The sequence below is a fragment of the Alkalibacillus sp. S2W genome (genome assembly GCF_046764385.1).
GTDB classification, from domain to species: Bacteria; Bacillota; Bacilli; order Bacillales; family Alkalibacillaceae; genus Alkalibacillus; species Alkalibacillus almallahensis.
Window position 1 is genome coordinate 2,736,883 of record NZ_CP177234.1, and the last position, 17,647, is coordinate 2,754,529.

The 17,647-nt window shown below is 36.9% G+C and carries 13 protein-coding genes, 2 tRNA genes and 1 pseudogene; 1 reads left to right on the top strand and 15 read right to left on the bottom strand.

The window, feature by feature from the left end; translation table 11 throughout:
• Positions 1–1,241: 1,241 nt before the first annotated feature.
• The 3 genes and pseudogenes from ACKXGF_RS14140 to ACKXGF_RS14150 form a co-directional block, all read right to left on the bottom strand.
• On the bottom strand, positions 1,242–2,345 hold the full coding sequence (locus tag ACKXGF_RS14140) for a low temperature requirement protein A (protein WP_411954332.1): 1,104 nt from the start codon (positions 2,343–2,345) through the stop codon (positions 1,242–1,244).
• 203 nt (positions 2,346–2,548) lie between these two features.
• Positions 2,549–2,872: a hypothetical protein gene (locus tag ACKXGF_RS14145; protein WP_411954333.1), complete on the bottom strand. Its 324-nt coding sequence runs from the start codon at positions 2,870–2,872 to the stop codon at positions 2,549–2,551.
• Positions 2,873–2,890: 18 nt separating this feature from the next.
• Positions 2,891–3,541 (bottom strand): annotated as a pseudogene (locus tag ACKXGF_RS14150) (SDR family oxidoreductase).
• A 496-nt stretch (positions 3,542–4,037) separates the two neighbouring features.
• Here ACKXGF_RS14150 and ACKXGF_RS14155 point away from each other — a divergent pair.
• A complete protein-coding gene (locus ACKXGF_RS14155) occupies positions 4,038–4,385 on the top strand; it encodes a MerR family transcriptional regulator (protein ID WP_411954334.1) in 348 nt (115 codons plus the stop codon).
• A 195-nt stretch (positions 4,386–4,580) separates the two neighbouring features.
• On the opposite strand, the gene ACKXGF_RS14160 is transcribed toward ACKXGF_RS14155, so the two are convergent.
• The 12 genes from ACKXGF_RS14160 to ACKXGF_RS14215 form a co-directional block, all read right to left on the bottom strand.
• The gene (locus ACKXGF_RS14160) at positions 4,581–5,630 is read right to left on the bottom strand and encodes a 2,3-butanediol dehydrogenase (RefSeq protein WP_411954335.1); all 1,050 of its coding nucleotides are present in this window, start codon (positions 5,628–5,630) and stop codon (positions 4,581–4,583) included.
• Between the two features lie 424 nt (positions 5,631–6,054).
• Complete coding sequence (rlmH, locus tag ACKXGF_RS14165) at positions 6,055–6,534, bottom strand: 23S rRNA (pseudouridine(1915)-N(3))-methyltransferase RlmH (RefSeq protein WP_411954336.1); 480 nt, start codon at positions 6,532–6,534, stop codon at positions 6,055–6,057.
• Between the two features lie 445 nt (positions 6,535–6,979).
• On the bottom strand, positions 6,980–8,221 hold the full coding sequence (locus ACKXGF_RS14170; protein ID WP_411954337.1) for a S1C family serine protease: 1,242 nt from the start codon (positions 8,219–8,221) through the stop codon (positions 6,980–6,982).
• A 60-nt stretch (positions 8,222–8,281) separates the two neighbouring features.
• Entirely contained in the window at positions 8,282–9,076 is a 795-nt protein-coding gene (locus ACKXGF_RS14175) for an MBL fold metallo-hydrolase (RefSeq protein WP_411954338.1), read from the bottom strand.
• Positions 9,073–9,909 (bottom strand): two-component system regulatory protein YycI, encoded by an 837-nt coding sequence (locus tag ACKXGF_RS14180; protein ID WP_411954339.1) that lies wholly within the window; start codon positions 9,907–9,909, stop codon positions 9,073–9,075. Before ACKXGF_RS14180 ends, ACKXGF_RS14175 begins: the two co-directional genes overlap by 4 nt.
• 2 nt (positions 9,910–9,911) lie before the next feature.
• Complete coding sequence (locus ACKXGF_RS14185) at positions 9,912–11,246, bottom strand: YycH family regulatory protein (protein WP_411954340.1); 1,335 nt, start codon at positions 11,244–11,246, stop codon at positions 9,912–9,914.
• Between the two features lie 6 nt (positions 11,247–11,252).
• On the bottom strand, positions 11,253–13,073 hold the full coding sequence (walK, locus tag ACKXGF_RS14190; protein WP_411954341.1) for a cell wall metabolism sensor histidine kinase WalK: 1,821 nt from the start codon (positions 13,071–13,073) through the stop codon (positions 11,253–11,255).
• Between the two features lie 5 nt (positions 13,074–13,078).
• Positions 13,079–13,786, bottom strand: a complete 708-nt coding sequence (gene yycF / locus ACKXGF_RS14195; protein WP_167261558.1) for a response regulator YycF — start codon at positions 13,784–13,786, stop codon at positions 13,079–13,081.
• Between the two features lie 147 nt (positions 13,787–13,933).
• Entirely contained in the window at positions 13,934–15,490 is a 1,557-nt protein-coding gene (locus ACKXGF_RS14200; RefSeq protein WP_411954342.1) for a peptidoglycan DD-metalloendopeptidase family protein, read from the bottom strand.
• Between the two features lie 279 nt (positions 15,491–15,769).
• Positions 15,770–15,845, bottom strand: a tRNA-Phe gene (locus ACKXGF_RS14205).
• Between the two features lie 110 nt (positions 15,846–15,955).
• Positions 15,956–16,032: transfer RNA gene (locus ACKXGF_RS14210), tRNA-Asp, on the bottom strand.
• 200 nt (positions 16,033–16,232) lie between these two features.
• A complete protein-coding gene (locus tag ACKXGF_RS14215; protein WP_411954343.1) occupies positions 16,233–17,522 on the bottom strand; it encodes an adenylosuccinate synthase in 1,290 nt (429 codons plus the stop codon).
• Positions 17,523–17,647: the final 125 nt, after the last annotated feature.

Consider the following 17,647-nt stretch of genomic DNA (forward strand, 5'->3'; position numbering starts at 1 on the left):
CAACTTCACTATCAACCATTTCATAGATGTACTGCTACTTCCCATCTGAAAGAATCATGTCATCTCCTTTTTTAATATCACGAATTGGAGCAAACAGTAACGAACGGTTCGTATTGTTGTGTCTTGCTAAAGCGTAGTTGCCTCCCCCCCCATTTGTTGAACAGGCTTCATAGTCCCTGCTCCGACGTCCAAATTCTTATTCGTCGTTCCGTATAAAATTGGCAACTCCATTGAAACGGATGGAACAGAGATGGAGCCTAAGACATTTTTTTATTAATGTCAACACCCTTGATTTCAGATGAGTTTAGCGAATCGATCGCATCAATATCAAATTGAGGAAGGATCATGGCTAGCCTTCGTATTAGCCGTGATGGTTTCATGTGATACATTTAATACTTCACCATACTCTTTATCCAATAAATAGGGTTTGATTATATCAATCTAGCGCTGGTTGATAACTAACCAATATAATCCCTAAGACGAACATTCCAATAGCTATCGTTTTCTTCAACATCATCAACTCTTATCTTCTGACATCTTATTTCGATGTAAGAGCCATGCACCGCCGATTAATAAGATTACTCTTATTACAACATATCTTCACTCAAATACGTTATTTGTTTGTGGCAATGTTTCATCTTCATCATCAGAGCCTTGTTCGTGCTCATCTTGCCGCCACCTGATGAAGGTAGACTTTCTTCATAAGTATTGATGATTTGATACACATCAATTTCTGAAGAATAAGCATTTATAATATATTGTACATATTAATGTTAAATTTTTTAACCCTACAATGTTTAGTTAGTTCGTGCAAAATTCCACAGATAAATTTAATACTCAATAAATATAATACTCAATCATAAGCTCCAGATTGGATGAAATGCATACGTTTTTTTAAGTATTCTTTTAGAGGGCTTGAGTTTGTATGGTCAACGATTATAATTTCATCTTCATAATAAATAAAAATTTTTCCTATATGACGATCTAAAACTTTGATAGCACGCTGTTGTACATTGTTGTCAAAAGTCGTCTTAATTTTATATCTCCGAGTTTTCCCCTTATATGTCATAGCACCCATTCTCCCTTCATCATACAAATACATTCAACGTCAAGAGTTTTCACCACATCATGGGTATAGTCAGACAATCATTTCTCAATAGATATAATGGATTTTCTTTTTCGTATTACAATATGTTTATAGTCACATTTGTTAAACGACCATTTATAATTACCTTGAATATTTAAAAATATTGTAATAAAATCTTATGCTTGATTGGGTAAAACATTAAGGCCATATTCAATACAATATACATCATGATAATTGAAATAATTAAGTTAACTGAACCTACCATGAACAATGCGAATCCTGTAATCACAAATAATAGTATTAAACCAATTAATGGTTGCATCATTTTTACATGACCATAGATATGATTATCTAATACAATCATTAGTGAATAAACAAAAATAGATAATAAAATCGCTATAGACATTAAGGAATCAATATGTGATCCATGTAAAATATGACCTGTTAATAAGATTACCATATTTAAAGAAAAGATTAATATTAAATGAGTATAACAAATCCCAAAACCTGTTGTTTCTACATAATCTTTAGTACCAACCTTGTAATGCCACCCATATATGACAAATAATAAAACGATAATAGTAAAATGACCAATGTTCGTGTAACTAATTGCTTGCTCACTTAAATTATTAATAACGCCGACTATGCCTTCTCCAAATAATAAAATCATAAATAAACATAGTCTTTCTTGTAAATGATCAAAATAAACAGGTTGTCTACGAGATACATTTGTAAAAAATAATGGGAAAACTGATACAGTCAAGATTGCAACAAAATAAACCCAAAAATTAACATTTGCATCTAAAAAAATAGATATAATAGCAATAACGGATGAAAGAACTAAGCCAAATCCATATGTAATAGAAAGTTTCTTCACAGCTGAGTCATTATATTTTAAATAAACAATACCATACTGCACAGCGGTCGACATAAATAGAGCACTAGATAATAAGACAAATGGAGTGAATGTCTCTTGAAAATTACTATTAATAGATTGAGATAGTAATATGATTAGAAACATATCTATGAATACAAATAAATATTGGTACCATGTTTTATCAAAATACCTATTCACTAATAATGTTCGATAAACCCATATAGCGAAAAACACCAGAAACAACATTAAATGTTTCCCTAACCCTTCTAATGAAAGAATTCCTAATGAAATGCTTTCAACTGTTTGGGCAATGGAGGCTAAAACATAGACAAAAATCAAATCAAAAAATAATTCAGATATACTTACTTCTTTCTTTTGCATATTTTAATCACCTTCCTATTATTGTTTGGTCATTATTGTGTTAATCTTAAAGCCGTATTGAAATCATGCTAGGTACTCCAACTAACTGTCTATTGCATTAAAATCTGACGAGACTTTCCTGAAATATTTAAGTTAATGATTCAATCAAACATCACAATAAGAGAGAATCAAAGGTCAATACCTTTGATTCTCTGGTTTCTTCTTTATGACGACAATAGATTTTCAATAACATTCTCTTTATTAACATCTACAACAGCCAGAAAACCAAAGGATGATTCAAGGTGCTGTTGAAATTCTTCTTTGGATTGAAATTTCAATGTACCATAATTTGCTACGACCCCTATCCCAAAAATATCATCATGATAGAGTTCTTGTTCATGAGATAACTCAATAAGCTCTTTAGTCAATTTATTCACAAATGAATATTCTGGAATTTCCACATCACGATTTGCAATTGCCTTACCTTTTTGATCAAGTATAGAAATAGTTGTTGTAGATGACTTATATTCAGCTAAAAAAATATGCATATCTTTTTCCTCCCTTAATTATCGAACAGTATATCCGCCATTAGCGAAAATTGTTTGGCCATTAATCCACCAACCATCAGTCGCCAGAAAATGAACAATTGGTGCAATATCTTCTATTTGGGTCAATTGATTATGAAGTGCTTGAGATTTATGAAATTCAACTCTTTCATCCGTTTCTTGAGGGTAGAAAAATGATGTATCCATTGGACCAGGCGCAATAGCGTTCACTGATATTCCACGATCCATAAATTCTTTAGATGCTGCACGTGTGAAATGTTCTACCGGGGACTTGCCACCCGCATATGTTGAATATCCATCTGTATAAGCAGCTAGTAAGGATGTTACCATTGTTATAATTTTCCCATTATCCTCCAGTTTTTTAGCTCCTTCTCGAATAAAAAAGTATGCTGATTTAGCATTAATATCTGCCATACTATCATACTCTTCTTCACTGGTTTCTAGAATTGGCTTTCGTTACACTTTTCCTGCTGTATTTACAGCAACATCTACTTTTCCATAGTTATCTACAGCAAAGTCAAAAAGCTCGTTTATTTCTATAACATTTGTTAAATCTGCCTGAAACAAAGCAGCTTGACCACCACTTTCATTTATAGAATTCAAAGTGTTCTCCGCACTGTTTTTACTAGAATCGCTATGGTGATGAATCACAACCTTAGCCCCAGCATCCGCGAAGTTTTTACTAACCAAAGCACCTAAATTTTTCCTCCACCAGCTACAACAACAACTTTATCTTTTAACGTTGAAAATTTGCCCATGTAGATTCCTCCTTATTAATTGTAGAATTAGTATAAACTTTCAAGTGAACTTGAATGCAAATATTAATTTTAAAGAAGAAGTTAAGAACGTATGTTCTGTGGGTGTCATGCAAAATCAAAATACATCTCCGATTTATTTAAGTATGTAGATTTTTATAGTAAAATTTACATACAGATTATGAAAATTTGAATGATCTGTTTCATGTGTCACAGTGAAGAAATGTTAATGCATCAACAAACTAGACGGTACTAAAGCTATTTAACAAAATGAATAAGAGGTGGGATATACCGTGCACATTAATCGGAATAACCTTAAATTTCCATAACTATTCAAGGGTTAACACAAGATCAATGTATCTATCGTGACATTTAAAGGAGTGGAAGAAAATATGTTGACGATTAAAGAAGCTTCAGAAAGAGTATGTATACCGACTTCAACCATCCGTTACTATGATGAAGAGCAGCTCTTACCTTTCGTAGAAAGAGATGAAAATGGGTATCGTAGATTCAATGAAAATGATCTTTTTTGGCTTGAAATGATTAGTTGTATGCGTGAAACCGGCATGCCAATTAAAACACTTCGACATGTTGCTCATTTATATATGCAAGGGCCATCCACTGTAGAAGAAAGAAAAAATATTTTTGAAGATCATCAAACAAACTTAATCCAACAAAAAGAACAAATAGATGACGCCTTGGAAAAAATTCATAAAAAAATGGAGGTGCTAGACAGTTAATCCAAATCCCCCCCCCTTTTTTCTATCCTTTATAAGAATATTACATACTATAAATAGCCCATAGCAGTTTCATAGATCATCTAACAACGCGATGATGACACGACTACTATGGGCTATTTATCACTTTTATATAACTTATAATCTGCTTACAAACAGATTAAATAAACTATCCAATCATTTAAAGTTTACTCAGATTTACATTTCTCCACTCAACTCTACTAAAATCTTCGCTTGAGACTTATCATTACCTAAAGCTTCAAAACCTCGATCAACAATATCATCTAGTTGAATCTTATCAGTAATAATACCACGTGGCGTTAATTGTCCAGTCCCCATCAGGTCAACGGTTTGTTGAAAAGTAGTCGGTGAATAAGCAATTGTTGATGTTACTTTCACACCACTTCCTGTTAACTGCATTGGATTCCAATCGATTGATTTTGCAAAAATAGAAACAATAACCATTGTTCCACGCGCTTTCGTTCCAGCAATAGCTTGTTCAAAAGTAGGTGCTACTCCTGCGACTTCGAAAGAAATATCAACTCCATCTTTCTCAAGAGTATGAATAGCTTCTACTGGATTCGTTTCCCCAGAGTTAATAAGGTCAGTCGCCCCAAACTCTTTCGCTTTCTCCAAACGCTTTTCGGAAAGGTCAAGAGCAATAATACGTGTCGCACCCGCAGCTTTAGCAGCTAAAATGGTTACTAACCCAATCGGCCCTGCTCCAAAAACAGCCACTGTATCCCCAAACTTCATATCTGCTTCTTTCACTGCTTGAACAGCGACAGCCATTGGTTCCACAAGTGCACCATCTTGAAGAGTAAGTGAATCTGGTAAAATATACGCGTTTGATTCTGGCACGTTTGCGTATTTCGTAAAACCGCCATCACCATGAAGACCAATAAAGCTAAATCCATCATAAATATCCATCTTTTCTGGTTTGTTTCCATGTGTGAGAGTTGGATTAACCGCTACACGATCTCCTACTTTAATTGTTTTTACTCCTGAACCAACTTCTTCAACAATACCAGCGAATTCATGTCCCATTATTAAAGGCGTCTGCTCACCTGTTAATTCGTCTTTTGATTCGTTCGGCATAAAAACAGGACCTTCCTCATATTCATGAAGGTCACTTCCGCAAATACCAGCCCAACCGACACGTACTTTCACTTCATCTTGCTTAAGAGGTTTTAACTCCCGGTCTTCTACCCGTAAATCTTTTTTGCCATACCATACTGCAGCCTTCATTAACATTACCTCCCTAAATATACTGAAATATTATGCTTACATAATAAGTATACCCTTTAAAGTCAAAGAAATTGTTAACTTTCTATGAAAATGTCTATATTTAATTGTTCTTATAGAGTTATTCTATTTACTGTATTTTTGTTAATATACTTCTGAATATATTTGCTTCTGACAATACTCAACGTGGTCAGATTGAACGAACTTTCATCATCCCTCCTTAAAAGAGTAAATTGGATCCCCTATTTATGAATTATCAAAGGAAGGTATGCTGGTTTAACCAGCGACCTGTTTTCGAAAATAGGATTACCCTACTATTTCACACAAACTTATTAACGGTACCTTTGATAGTTTTAATGTTCTAATCCCAATAACCGATCAATTTGCTCTTTATTGAGTGTAATACTCGTATCACCTTTCTTTACCATTAACGGTGATACGGTTCCCCGCGCATAATCCGAAACGCGCGATAAACCTGCTCCACCAAGATCAGTCGCATCAATTGATGAGGGTACGTCATTTTACTAAACGAAATAGCCAAATCGCTGCGTTGTTTGATGTCGTCACTTAATCCAAGTGAGCCACCAATCACAAAGGCGACTTTACTTTTGCCATATGTAGCTAAGTCGTCGAGTTTTTGGGCGAATTGTTCAGATGTGAGTTGTTTGCCGTCGAGATCTAAGGTGATGACGTAGTGATCTGTGGATAACTTTGTGAATATCTTCTCGCCTTCCTTCTGTTTAACTTGTTTTTCTTCCGCTTCACTTAATTGATCAGGGGCTTGTTCGTCTGGTACTTCTTCAATTTTAACTTTGGCGTATTTGCTTAGTCGTTTTAAGTATTCGTCGATGCCTTGGATTAGATACTCCTCTTTTAACTTGCCGACAGATATGATGGTAATCTGCATGAAATCCCTCCATGAGCGCATTCTTTTGAATTATCTTTATTTCAATTTAATATTCACGTTTGTTTCATCGTTTTCGATTATAAATGTTCGTTTTTCAGTTATGTCTCTTTCACTATGTCATAAGTCGTGTATTTCTTGCAACGTTGATGTTATCGGATTTGGAGTTATTCAGACTGTTCACAGGTGTTGTTGATAACTTGTTCATAAACTCTTTATAGCTTGTGTAATGTTGTCTATAAGTGGGTTTATCCACAGAGTTACACACATATCAACATATGTTCGTGCTATATTTAGTGAGATATTCTTATCATCCTCCATATATAGAGAATTAAACAATTTCCCACCCACATGATGTGTATAAATCGGTGAATAGTGTGTACAACTCGCTATATCCGAATATTAAAAAGAACTTACCCACATTGTGAGTAAGTTCTTCATTGATCATTTAAAATTCTTGTGATGTGAGTGTGATGGTTGTTTCTTGTTGTTCGCCATTACGGTAGTACGTAACATTAATGTCTTGTCCTGCTTCTGCTTCGTTATACAGATACTGTCGTAGCTGAAGGACATTTTCGATTGATTGTCCATCAATTTCGACGATTACATCATATTGTTCTAAACCACCTTGTGCTGCTGGTGACATGTTCTCAACTGATGCGACCACAACACCTTTTTGAATATCATCAGGTAGGTTCAAGGTATTTTGCCAATGATATTTCGGCACATCTGCTAATGACATTGGTGAAATACCAACGTACGGTCGAGTGACAGCTCCATCTGCTTCTAGCTCATCCATGATTGGTTTCGCGGAACCAATTGGGATCGCAAAGCCAAGTCCTTCTAACTGAGCAGAAGAGATTTTCATGGAGTTAATCCCGACAAGTTGACCTTTCATATTGACGAGCGCACCACCTGAGTTACCAGGGTTAATGGCTGCGTCTGTCTGTAGGACTTCCATTTGCCAATCTTTCGTGCCATCTTCATTTAAGTCAACTGGAATTAAACGGTCTTTACCGCTGACAACCCCTTTGGTCACAGACCCTGCAAATTGTAGACCTAATGGGTTACCAATCGCAACGACAGGTTCACCCACATCTAAGGAGTCTGATTGACCTAACTCAATGACTTCACTGACATGTTCGTTATCAATGCGTAGAACAGCTAAGTCCGTGTACATGTCACTTCCAACAACTTCGGCTTCTACTTGTGTCTCATCTTGGAAGACGACCTCTACTGAACTAGCGCCTTCAATCACGTGATGATTGGTCACGACATAAGCTGAGCCGTCTTGTTCTTTATAAACAACACCTGATCCTGTAGAGCCTTGTCCAGATTCTTGTTGTTGTCTACCAAAAATATTCTGTTCTTGTATATTCACAACACCAACTATTGCATTCGATACACTATCAACCACTTCCGTTGTTTGTGTGGAAATATCGACATTAACATTTTCGGAATTACTGTCGCCACTTTGACCCTGTGAATCTTCTGAGTTTCCGTTCTCCGTTTCCTCAGTATTATTTGTATCATTCGACTCACCTAACGTCATATTCATATCTGTGAATGACGTTAGTAAAATAAACATGATAATGGATCCAATAACTGCACCCACTACACCTATAAGCCAGGATTTATTCGACTTAGACTTAGGTGTCTGGTTATGCTCGTTTTGATCATCATAACTCATCTTACCACCTCGCTATGGGATTTTAATCTATTACAACGTTGTCACGATAGTTTGGCAACGTTATAAACGTATCAAAGATGTCGGCTTAATTGGACTTGTCGGCACAAGGTCCAAGCCGTCTCCAATGGGATAGTCGTATTGGGTTAAGGTTTGTGAAACGCTCATCTGCGCCAAATCAACCATATTGTTATCTTGGCTTAAATGACCTAAAAATATTTGCTTTGTCTGATCGCCGATGACATCCATCATCGCCCATGCGGCATCATCATTCGATACATGACCTAAGTCACTGAGAATTCGTCGCTTCACATTCCACGGATACCGACCCATTTGTAACATACCCACATCATGGTTCGTTTCAAACAAAATAGCATCAGCATTTTCTACCGTTTTCTTCATCCGTTCTGACACATAACCCGTATCAGTTAAGAGAGCGACTTTTTTTCCTTCATGGTGAAAGACATAAAACATCGGGTCTGCTGCATCATGAGACACACCGAAACTTTCGACATCTAAATCCGCAAATGTTCGAACGGTTTCCATATCAAATTCGAACTTTTGCTCTTGGCTGACTTTGCCAATCGATGAATCCATGGCGCTCCATGTCTTCTCATTAGCATAGATCGGCAAGTTATAACGCCTAGCCATAATGCCTAATCCCTTAATATGGTCACTATGTTCATGCGTGACTAAGACACCATCTAAGTCATGTGGGTTCACCTCGACTTCATCGAGTAATGTTTCAATCTTCTTACCACTTAACCCTGCATCAACGAGCCATTTCGTTTGATCTGTTCCGATATAGAATGCATTCCCGGAACTTCCTGATGCTAAAACACTAAATTCTAAGCTCATTCTGTTTCACTCCGAATCAGTTCCTCTACTTGATAGTCTACAAAATAGGTAATGGAATCGACAAACTCCTCTTCCTCACTAGGAATGACTTGTCCTTCAATTGCATTCACAAAGTGTGTTTCTTCATCGTTAATTGTGATTTTCCATGTTGGGGTAAAGATTTGTTCCCCTTCTTCTAATGGCACTAGAGTATGATACCCCAAATTCATGTCCGTAATCTCATCTTGGCTCTCTAATACATCAGAATATAATGTCCGAATCGCACTCATCGGATCGAGAACCGTTTGTGGTTCACTTTCTTCTTCTGTTTCACCTAACAAGGTTTGAGCGTAGCTTGTCACTTCACCATTTTCATTTAAGAGTACAGCTAATACACCTGAATAATTGAAAAATACAGGTCGATCGTTCTGTTTTTGGAAATACAAGATTAATCGATTATTATAGGATTTCCAGAACTGATAATCCTCTCCACGATACACATGATCTAAAATATCATTATCCCCTCCATCAAGTTCTAGAGGTTCATTGAATTGACTCACGATCGTATCATCATTCATAATCACCATTTGTTGATTATTAAATGAGTTTTCTATATTATTAAAGTCTTCTTCTGTGAATTCATAGCGATTCGATGAGATATAGACCTCTTTTTTACCTGATTCCGGTAATTCTCCAACCTCAATTTCTTGCGCTTCTAAACGTTCCTCAAAACTCGCTTGCGATGACCGTTCCAAATCCGTGTCACTGATTTTTTCAAATAATTGTTGCCCTAAGAACACATTAAGGATGAGAAAGCTGATTATAAACAATGATTTAATTTGTCCCCACTGCATGCTTATCCATCCTCCTGCAGGGTAATTCGTTCTTCAAAATAACTAAACGGACGCCATGCCCCTGCATATTTAATAAACCACTTCGGTTCTAAAAATAACACATTACTCGAGCCTTCTTCTTCACTCAAGTCATAGCCCATCTTAATATCGCTAACTAATGATAGAGATATCTCTTGTGAGCTACTTTCTAGGTAGTTATAGATTGATATACCTGACGTAAGCTCCACGTTATCCCGATCCTGAAACGGTGTCGTGAGTTTAAACAACGGGCGTGACAATGACTCTAGCTCTTGATTAGCCCATATCTGCTGCAACGTCACATATTGATTATCATCAAAAACAGGATACCCATTCTGGTGCAAGCGATATTGAATCGTTTGGTTCTGTTCGCTTAATTCACTCGCGTTAAAATTATTTGTCCACCCATAATAGTCATTGGTATGATTCACACTTCTAGTTAATAATTCCATTGAGTTCAAATCGCTCAATTCTTGAGTTGGCGGTTTGTAATATTCAATATAACGACCAGAACTAAATGCGCTATTAAATCCTAATAAGCGTGTTCCATCTGTTAATACTTCTTCATAATCATCACCTGTGTTTTGTTGGCTAATCAATGTCGGGTTACTAAATAACACATTTCTAAGCGGCTGTTCGTCTAATTCGTTTAACAAAACCGTGTGCTCTGTCGCTATTGTATCTTCGCTAGTTAAATATATATAGTCTTTCGGTTGATCTTCATGAAGTTCAACCTTTTCCATTGATACTGTATTGTCATCATAGATATAGCCTTGTAAATGATCATAAGCACTTACAGATTCGATCAATCCATTTAACACTTGATCATGACGATCGGAGGTGAAACTCACACGAATTTGTTCTTCTGAGCCTCGTGTTAATTGAAAGAAAACACGATTAAATGATTCAGCCTGTAGATTCGTGCTATCATCAACATCGAATAATTGATTAACCGCTTCATACGGAACACTGACTGGCATCACCAGTTCAACATTAGGTGTCCAAACATCACCACCATCTTCCGACGAGTACTGATCTAGTTCCGAAAATGTCCAATCTGACATATCCTGAAATAACTGCTGTTCCTCTGTTTTACTCTGTAAGCTAGAGAAATTATTATGGTGATTAAAAATAATTTGATCTGGCGTAACAATTTCACTAATTGTCTGCTGCTCACCGTCTAATTCATTTTCTTCTAAATACGTAATCTCATCCGTTTCTTCGTATTGAGGTTGATATGTCCATAAAGCAAAGGTTAGCCCTAGACTTGTCGCAACGAGGATGACTAAAACAGCTGATTTTAACTTTTCTAAATCCATATTTCATCACCCTCGCTTCTTACGCATCAACGGTAGACGGAATGAGATTGTAGTCCCTTGATTCTCACGACTTTCAGCACGAATAGTTCCATCGTGTGCTTCTATTATTTCTTTTGCGATAGCCAAACCAAGTCCCGTTCCGCCTAACTGACGGGTCCGAGCTTTATCAACACGATAGAAACGATCAAAGATTTTATCAATCTTCTCATCCGGAATCCCGACACCTTCATCAGTCACTTTGGTGACAATATGATGCTTTTGGACATCAACTTTGACTTGAATTTGGCCACCCTCAGGAGAATATTTCATCGCATTCGAAATGATATTATCGAGGACTTGTGTAATTTTATCAGAGTCCATCCAAACATAATAACGTTTATTCGGCAGATCACGTTCAATAGAAAGGCCTGACCTTAAATTAATCTCAAATCGATCGACAATTTGATCAATAAAGGCAATATATTCTGTTCGCTTCTTCTCTAATCGGTAATCCTTATTATCCATTTTTGAAAGTTGTAATAAGTCATTCACGAGTCGAATCATTCGTTCAGACTCGTTCTGAACAACATTCAAGAACTTCGGTGCAATCTGCTCATCTTGCCATGTGTTCCCATCGGTTAACGCTTCTAAATAACTCCGCATAGTAGTTAGTGGTGTGCGTAACTCATGCGATACATTCGCGACAAATTCGCGTCGTTCACGTTCAACCTTCTCTTCTTCCGTGACATCACTTAATACAGTTAAGAAGCCATTCATTTCTTCCTCATCATCTTGGAAGACTGAGAAATTCGCTTTAAGTAATAATTCTTGATTTTCATCTGAAAAGTCAATAATCGTGCTACTAAGTTCCTTAATTTCATCTAAGTGATCCACATGATCATACAATCCGAGCACATCAAGAAGAGGTTGTCCTTGCACTTCAACGTACTCCTTACCGATTAATTTCGATGCAGGCTCATTCATTAGAATGATGTCGCCATAATCATCTGTTGCAATCACACCATCTGTCATATTCGATAAGACTGAGCTTAACTTACGCCGTTCTTCTTCAGTAGTTGCCTGTGCCAAGTGTAATTGCTCATTTAATTCATTAAAACTAACTGCTAATTGACCAATCTCATCTTCACCATGAACTTCAACTTGATTGGAATAGTCACCCGTTGCCATAACTTTTGCCTGTTTCCGCATTTCCATAATGGGTCGAGTGATCGTCCTGGCGACTAATACACCTAACAAAGCAGAAACTGTAATCGCGAGCATCGTACCATTCGCAAAAATACTGTTTATATCATCGAGCTGCGAATAAACACTTTCAATCGAAGCTTCAAGCGATAAAGCTCCGACAATCTCGCCATCCGCTTCAATTGGCGTGGAAATCACAAGCGTTCGGTGTCCAATTTGAGAGTTATAGACAATAGTTTCTTCTCGATTACCTGCTGAGAGAGCTCGCTGAATCCTGGGCTCAGTCGTACGGTTTCCAACATTCTCTTGATCAAACTGGCTCGTGGTTCCTAATACCCGATTATTACTATCAATCACTTGGATTTTGGTTATATCCTCTGAATCAAAGTCATAGATAATCGACTGAACGTCTTGTTCAAGAGTTGGTCCGTCCTCTTCACGTTCAGCGGACAGGGCTTGTTCTAAGTTATAATTCACTAATTCTACACGGTCATTAATCGATTCAGTAAAATTATCTAATAACTGCGTTTCAAGTTGGCGAGCAAAATAGGCTCCTATCACTTGAATCGCAATTAGTAATAATAGAATATAAATAATAATAAATTTTAACTGAATCGATTTGAAGAAGCTTTTAAGCCTATTCATTCAATCTACTCCTGCTCAGGATTTCGTAGGTAGTAGCCCACACCTCGTCGCGTCACAATCCATGTTGGGTTACTCGGGTTGTCTTCAATTTTTTCACGTAAACGACGAACTGTCACATCCACCGTACGGACATCGCCGTAATAATCGTAGCCCCATACGGTTTCAAGTAAATGTTCACGTGTCATGACTTGTCCGATATGTTTAGCTAAGTATAATAATAGTTCAAACTCTCGGTGTGTTAAATCTACTGGCTCACCGTAACGTGTAACGGAATAATTTTCTCGGTTAATATCAAGGCCGCCAATCTTAATATTGGGAATCGACCCTTGAGGTAATTCTTGCCCTTCTGTCCCACGACGTCTTAAATTCGCTTTCACACGGGCAATGAGTTCCCGATTACTGAACGGTTTTGTGACATAATCGTCAGCTCCTAGTTCTAATCCTAACACTTTATCAATTTCTGAGTCTTTGGCTGTCAGCATAATAATCGGAATTTGATAGTCTTGACGAATTTCCCGACACACTTCCATACCATCTTTCTCTGGCAACATAATATCTAATAAGATTAAATCAGGTTCTTCTTGTTTCGTTAAATTGACTGCTTCATCTCCATCATAAGCACAGATTACATCATAACCTTCTTTTTCTAAGTTGAATTTTAATATATCTGCAATGGGTTCTTCATCATCGACAACTAAAACTAAATGTCGCATCATCTGACACCATCCTTAAACGTATTTATTTCTTATTTTATCGTAATTTAGTGTAATTGTCTTACTATTTCCCTAATTTTACTTTAGTTACACTTTTTTGACCTATTTAAAGAACCTCTAGCTAATTTTTAGCTAGAGGTTCAAATCTTATTTGAAATAAGGTCCCGGGTTAATGGTACTTCCATTCTTCTTAAGTTCTAAATGCAGGTGAACGCCAGTTGAACGTCCAGTATTACCCATCTGACCAATCGATTGTCCCTTTTGTACAGTTTGGCCAACATTAACATTGATTGAGGATAAGTGAGCATATATTGTACGATAACCATTATTATGGTCAATAATAACGCGATTACCAAATCCTCCCGAATGATATCCCGCTTCAACAATCGTTCCATTATCGGCAGCTTTGATTGTGCGATCACTTACTCCAGCGATATCAATCCCATCGTGGTGAGAACCCCAGCGTGGACCATAAGTACTTGTTAAATGACCACCTACAGCAGGCCAAGCGAAGTCCCCAGTTCCGCGAGAAGGAATCACTTTAGTTCCTTCTTTTATAATTTTATCCTGAGCTTCTTCTACGACTTCTTCATCTACTTTTTCTTTAGAGACTTCTTTACCATTCTCTACTTTAACCTGATAGGTGATTTCTTTCTTACCATCAGATCCCTCTTGCTCTACTTCTGATTCGCCTTCATAAAGTGAATCCGTTTCTTCTGTGACTTCATCGTATTCAATCGTTTCTTCTTCTGTCACTTCTTTCGTATAGCTAACATCAACTAGAGAAGACATTCCTTTTACGTCAAGGCTTTGCCCTACTTGAATAACACTATCTTCTTCTAAATCTGAGTTTAAGCTGACTAATTCGTCAGCACTCAAATCATGTTTACTAGCAACAGTTGAGATTGTTTCACCATCTTTAACTTCATAAGACTGTGCCGTTTCAACGCCTCGTTCAATTAATTTAGCTAGTTGATCAACTTCAAGTAATTGTTGAGATTCTACTTTTGTTTCTTTAAATGAAACATCTTCGGTAAATCCGACGTCTAATTTCGTAGAACCTTCATCTAATTCAATTGATTGTTGGAAATATAGTTCTTGATTTTCTTTATCTGGGTTATCAGATAAATCAGTGTCTAATGATGATTTTGGTAGTAATTGACTGATTTTTGCTGATTGATCTTGTTTATCGAATTTGTCTTTTAATAGTTCAAAATCTTGATCAACATCATCTGGTAAATGATCTTCAATAACTTGATTCACGGCTTGATTGGCTTCATCTAAATTGTTGACATAACCAAGCACCTGATCACCAACTGTTAATTCAATAGCTGATGCAGCAAATGATAAATCTTCTTCTAATGTCGATTTTACTTGATCTGTACCATCTGGCTCTGAGAAGACAAATTCTTCAACGAATTTAATCTCTTGAGAAGGCACCAAGTCAATATTTTCATCAGAGTGAGATTTTTCAGCTGATTGTTCTTGTTCATCTATAAAATCTTGAACATTTTCTTTATTTCCTACCGTTCCTATATGTTTATCATCCATGTAGACGTGGTATACATTTGATAGATTAACGTTTTCACTATCAGCATGCACCGTTCCGAAGATCAATCCTGTACCTAAAACAGATGTTACAATTGTTTTCTTTAGCCAAGATTGACTGAGGAGATTGCTGATTTGTGTCTTACTATGAGACATTAACGTCCTCAAGTTAACCAATTTCTTTTCCCCCAATAAGTTCCTATGGTATTTATATGTTTACTCTATTATATTTAGATAGATTTAAACTGACAGTGTACAATGTACCATAAATTCTTTACCAGAATAAACCGTTTTAACACACTTGTAATGAAATTGTATAGAACTTGGAATAAATTTGAACTCCAACCAATGTAATGGTAGTTAAATTGTTGATTGGCGGATTTTTTTGTCAGTTTTTTGATATAAAAAAGACACAGTCTATTAACTGTGTAAAAATGGTGGCTCGGGACGGAATCGAACCGCCGACACACGGATTTTCAGTCCGTTGCTCTACCGACTGAGCTACCGAGCCGTATAATATTAAAATGTTATTATTTCAAACACTATGTTGTCTATTAAATAGTGTTTTTTTACTCACAAACTTAGGTGATGATCTTGTTTTCACGTGAAACACAATTAGAATGGCGGTCCGGACGGGACTCGAACCCGCGACCTCCTGCGTGACAGGCAGGCATTCTAACCAACTGAACTACCGGACCTTTTGCCGACAGATTAAATCTTATCACAGCCATTTTCTCTTTGACAAGCTATTTTATAAAATTAATAAAAATTCCCGCCTCCTCATATCAGTTAAGGAGGCGGGTTCTTTATGTGAGCTCATCATTTATTAAATTAATAGCTCTATTTATGAGATAACTTCGACAACTTATTTAATAAAATCCAGAGATTATTTAATAAGTTATTGGAACAGTGCATGACGGACAATTGTCTGGTCTCGGTCTGGTCCAACTGAAAAGATCGCTACACGTGTCTGAGTTAAAGATTCAATGCGCTCAATATAATGTTGTGCCGCTTCAGGTAAATCATCAAATGAACGGACATTCGATAAATCTTCCTTCCAGCCTTTCAACGTTTCATAAACTGGTGTACATGATGTTAACGTTTGATGAGTCGCTGGATAGCTCTTAATTGTTTCACCATTCACATCATACCCGATACAAATTTTCACTTGATCTAACCCTGATAATACGTCTAATGAATTTAATGATAGATCAGTCACACCACTTGTCCGACGAGCGTGGTTTAAAACAACTGCATCAAACCAACCGACACGACGAGGACGACCTGTTGTCGTACCATATTCGCGTCCAACTTCTCGGATTTGCTCACCAATCGCATCATCTAACTCTGTTGGAAATGGACCGTCTCCTACACGTGACGTGTACGCCTTAGAGACGCCAATAATCCGATCAATCTTATTAGGGCCGATTCCACTTCCTGTTGCAACACCAGAAGCTGATGTATTCGATGAGGTCACGTAAGGATAAGTACCATGGTCGATATCCAACATGACGCCCTGTGCTCCTTCAAACAATACATCTTGTCCTTCATTTAAAGCTTCATCTAATATAAATGATGTATCTTCTACTAATGGTGCCAATTGTTCGCCATAAGCTCGGTAAGTTTTGAAAATCTCATCAGCATCCAGTGGTTCTGCGTCATACAGTTTAGTTAATAGATGGTTCTTTTCTTCAACTTCACGCATAACTCGTTCATAAAGCTGATCAGGTTCAATAAGATCCGCGATTCGAATCCCTGATCGATTAATCTTATCACTATAAGCTGGACCGATCCCTTTTTGAGTCGTACCAATTTGAGATTCTTTTCCTTTAGCCGCTTCTTGCAATCGATCTAGTTCAATATGATACGGCATAATTACGTGAGCACGGTTACTAATTCGTAAATGATCTAAAGAAACCCCAAATTCCTTTAAGTAATCCATTTCCTTATTTAAGGATTCTGGATTAATAACCATTCCGTTGCCCAACAAACACAGTTTATCGGGATTAAACACACCTGATGGAATCAAGTGTAGTTTATACGTATCTCTGTTAAATTGAATTGTATGGCCAGCATTATCGCCACCTTGATAACGCGCTACGATATCCGCTTGTTTCGCCAAGAAATCTGTAATTTTACCCTTTCCTTCGTCTCCCCATTGCGTTCCTACAACCACTGCTGTCGTCATGCTGATTCCTCCTAAACATTCCGATATCTTTTTCATCCACGGCTATATTATCATAAACAAGCTACCTATTAAAACAAAATCCGAATAAAAGTTTTGTGAACTTTAATAATGTACGTATTTATAAC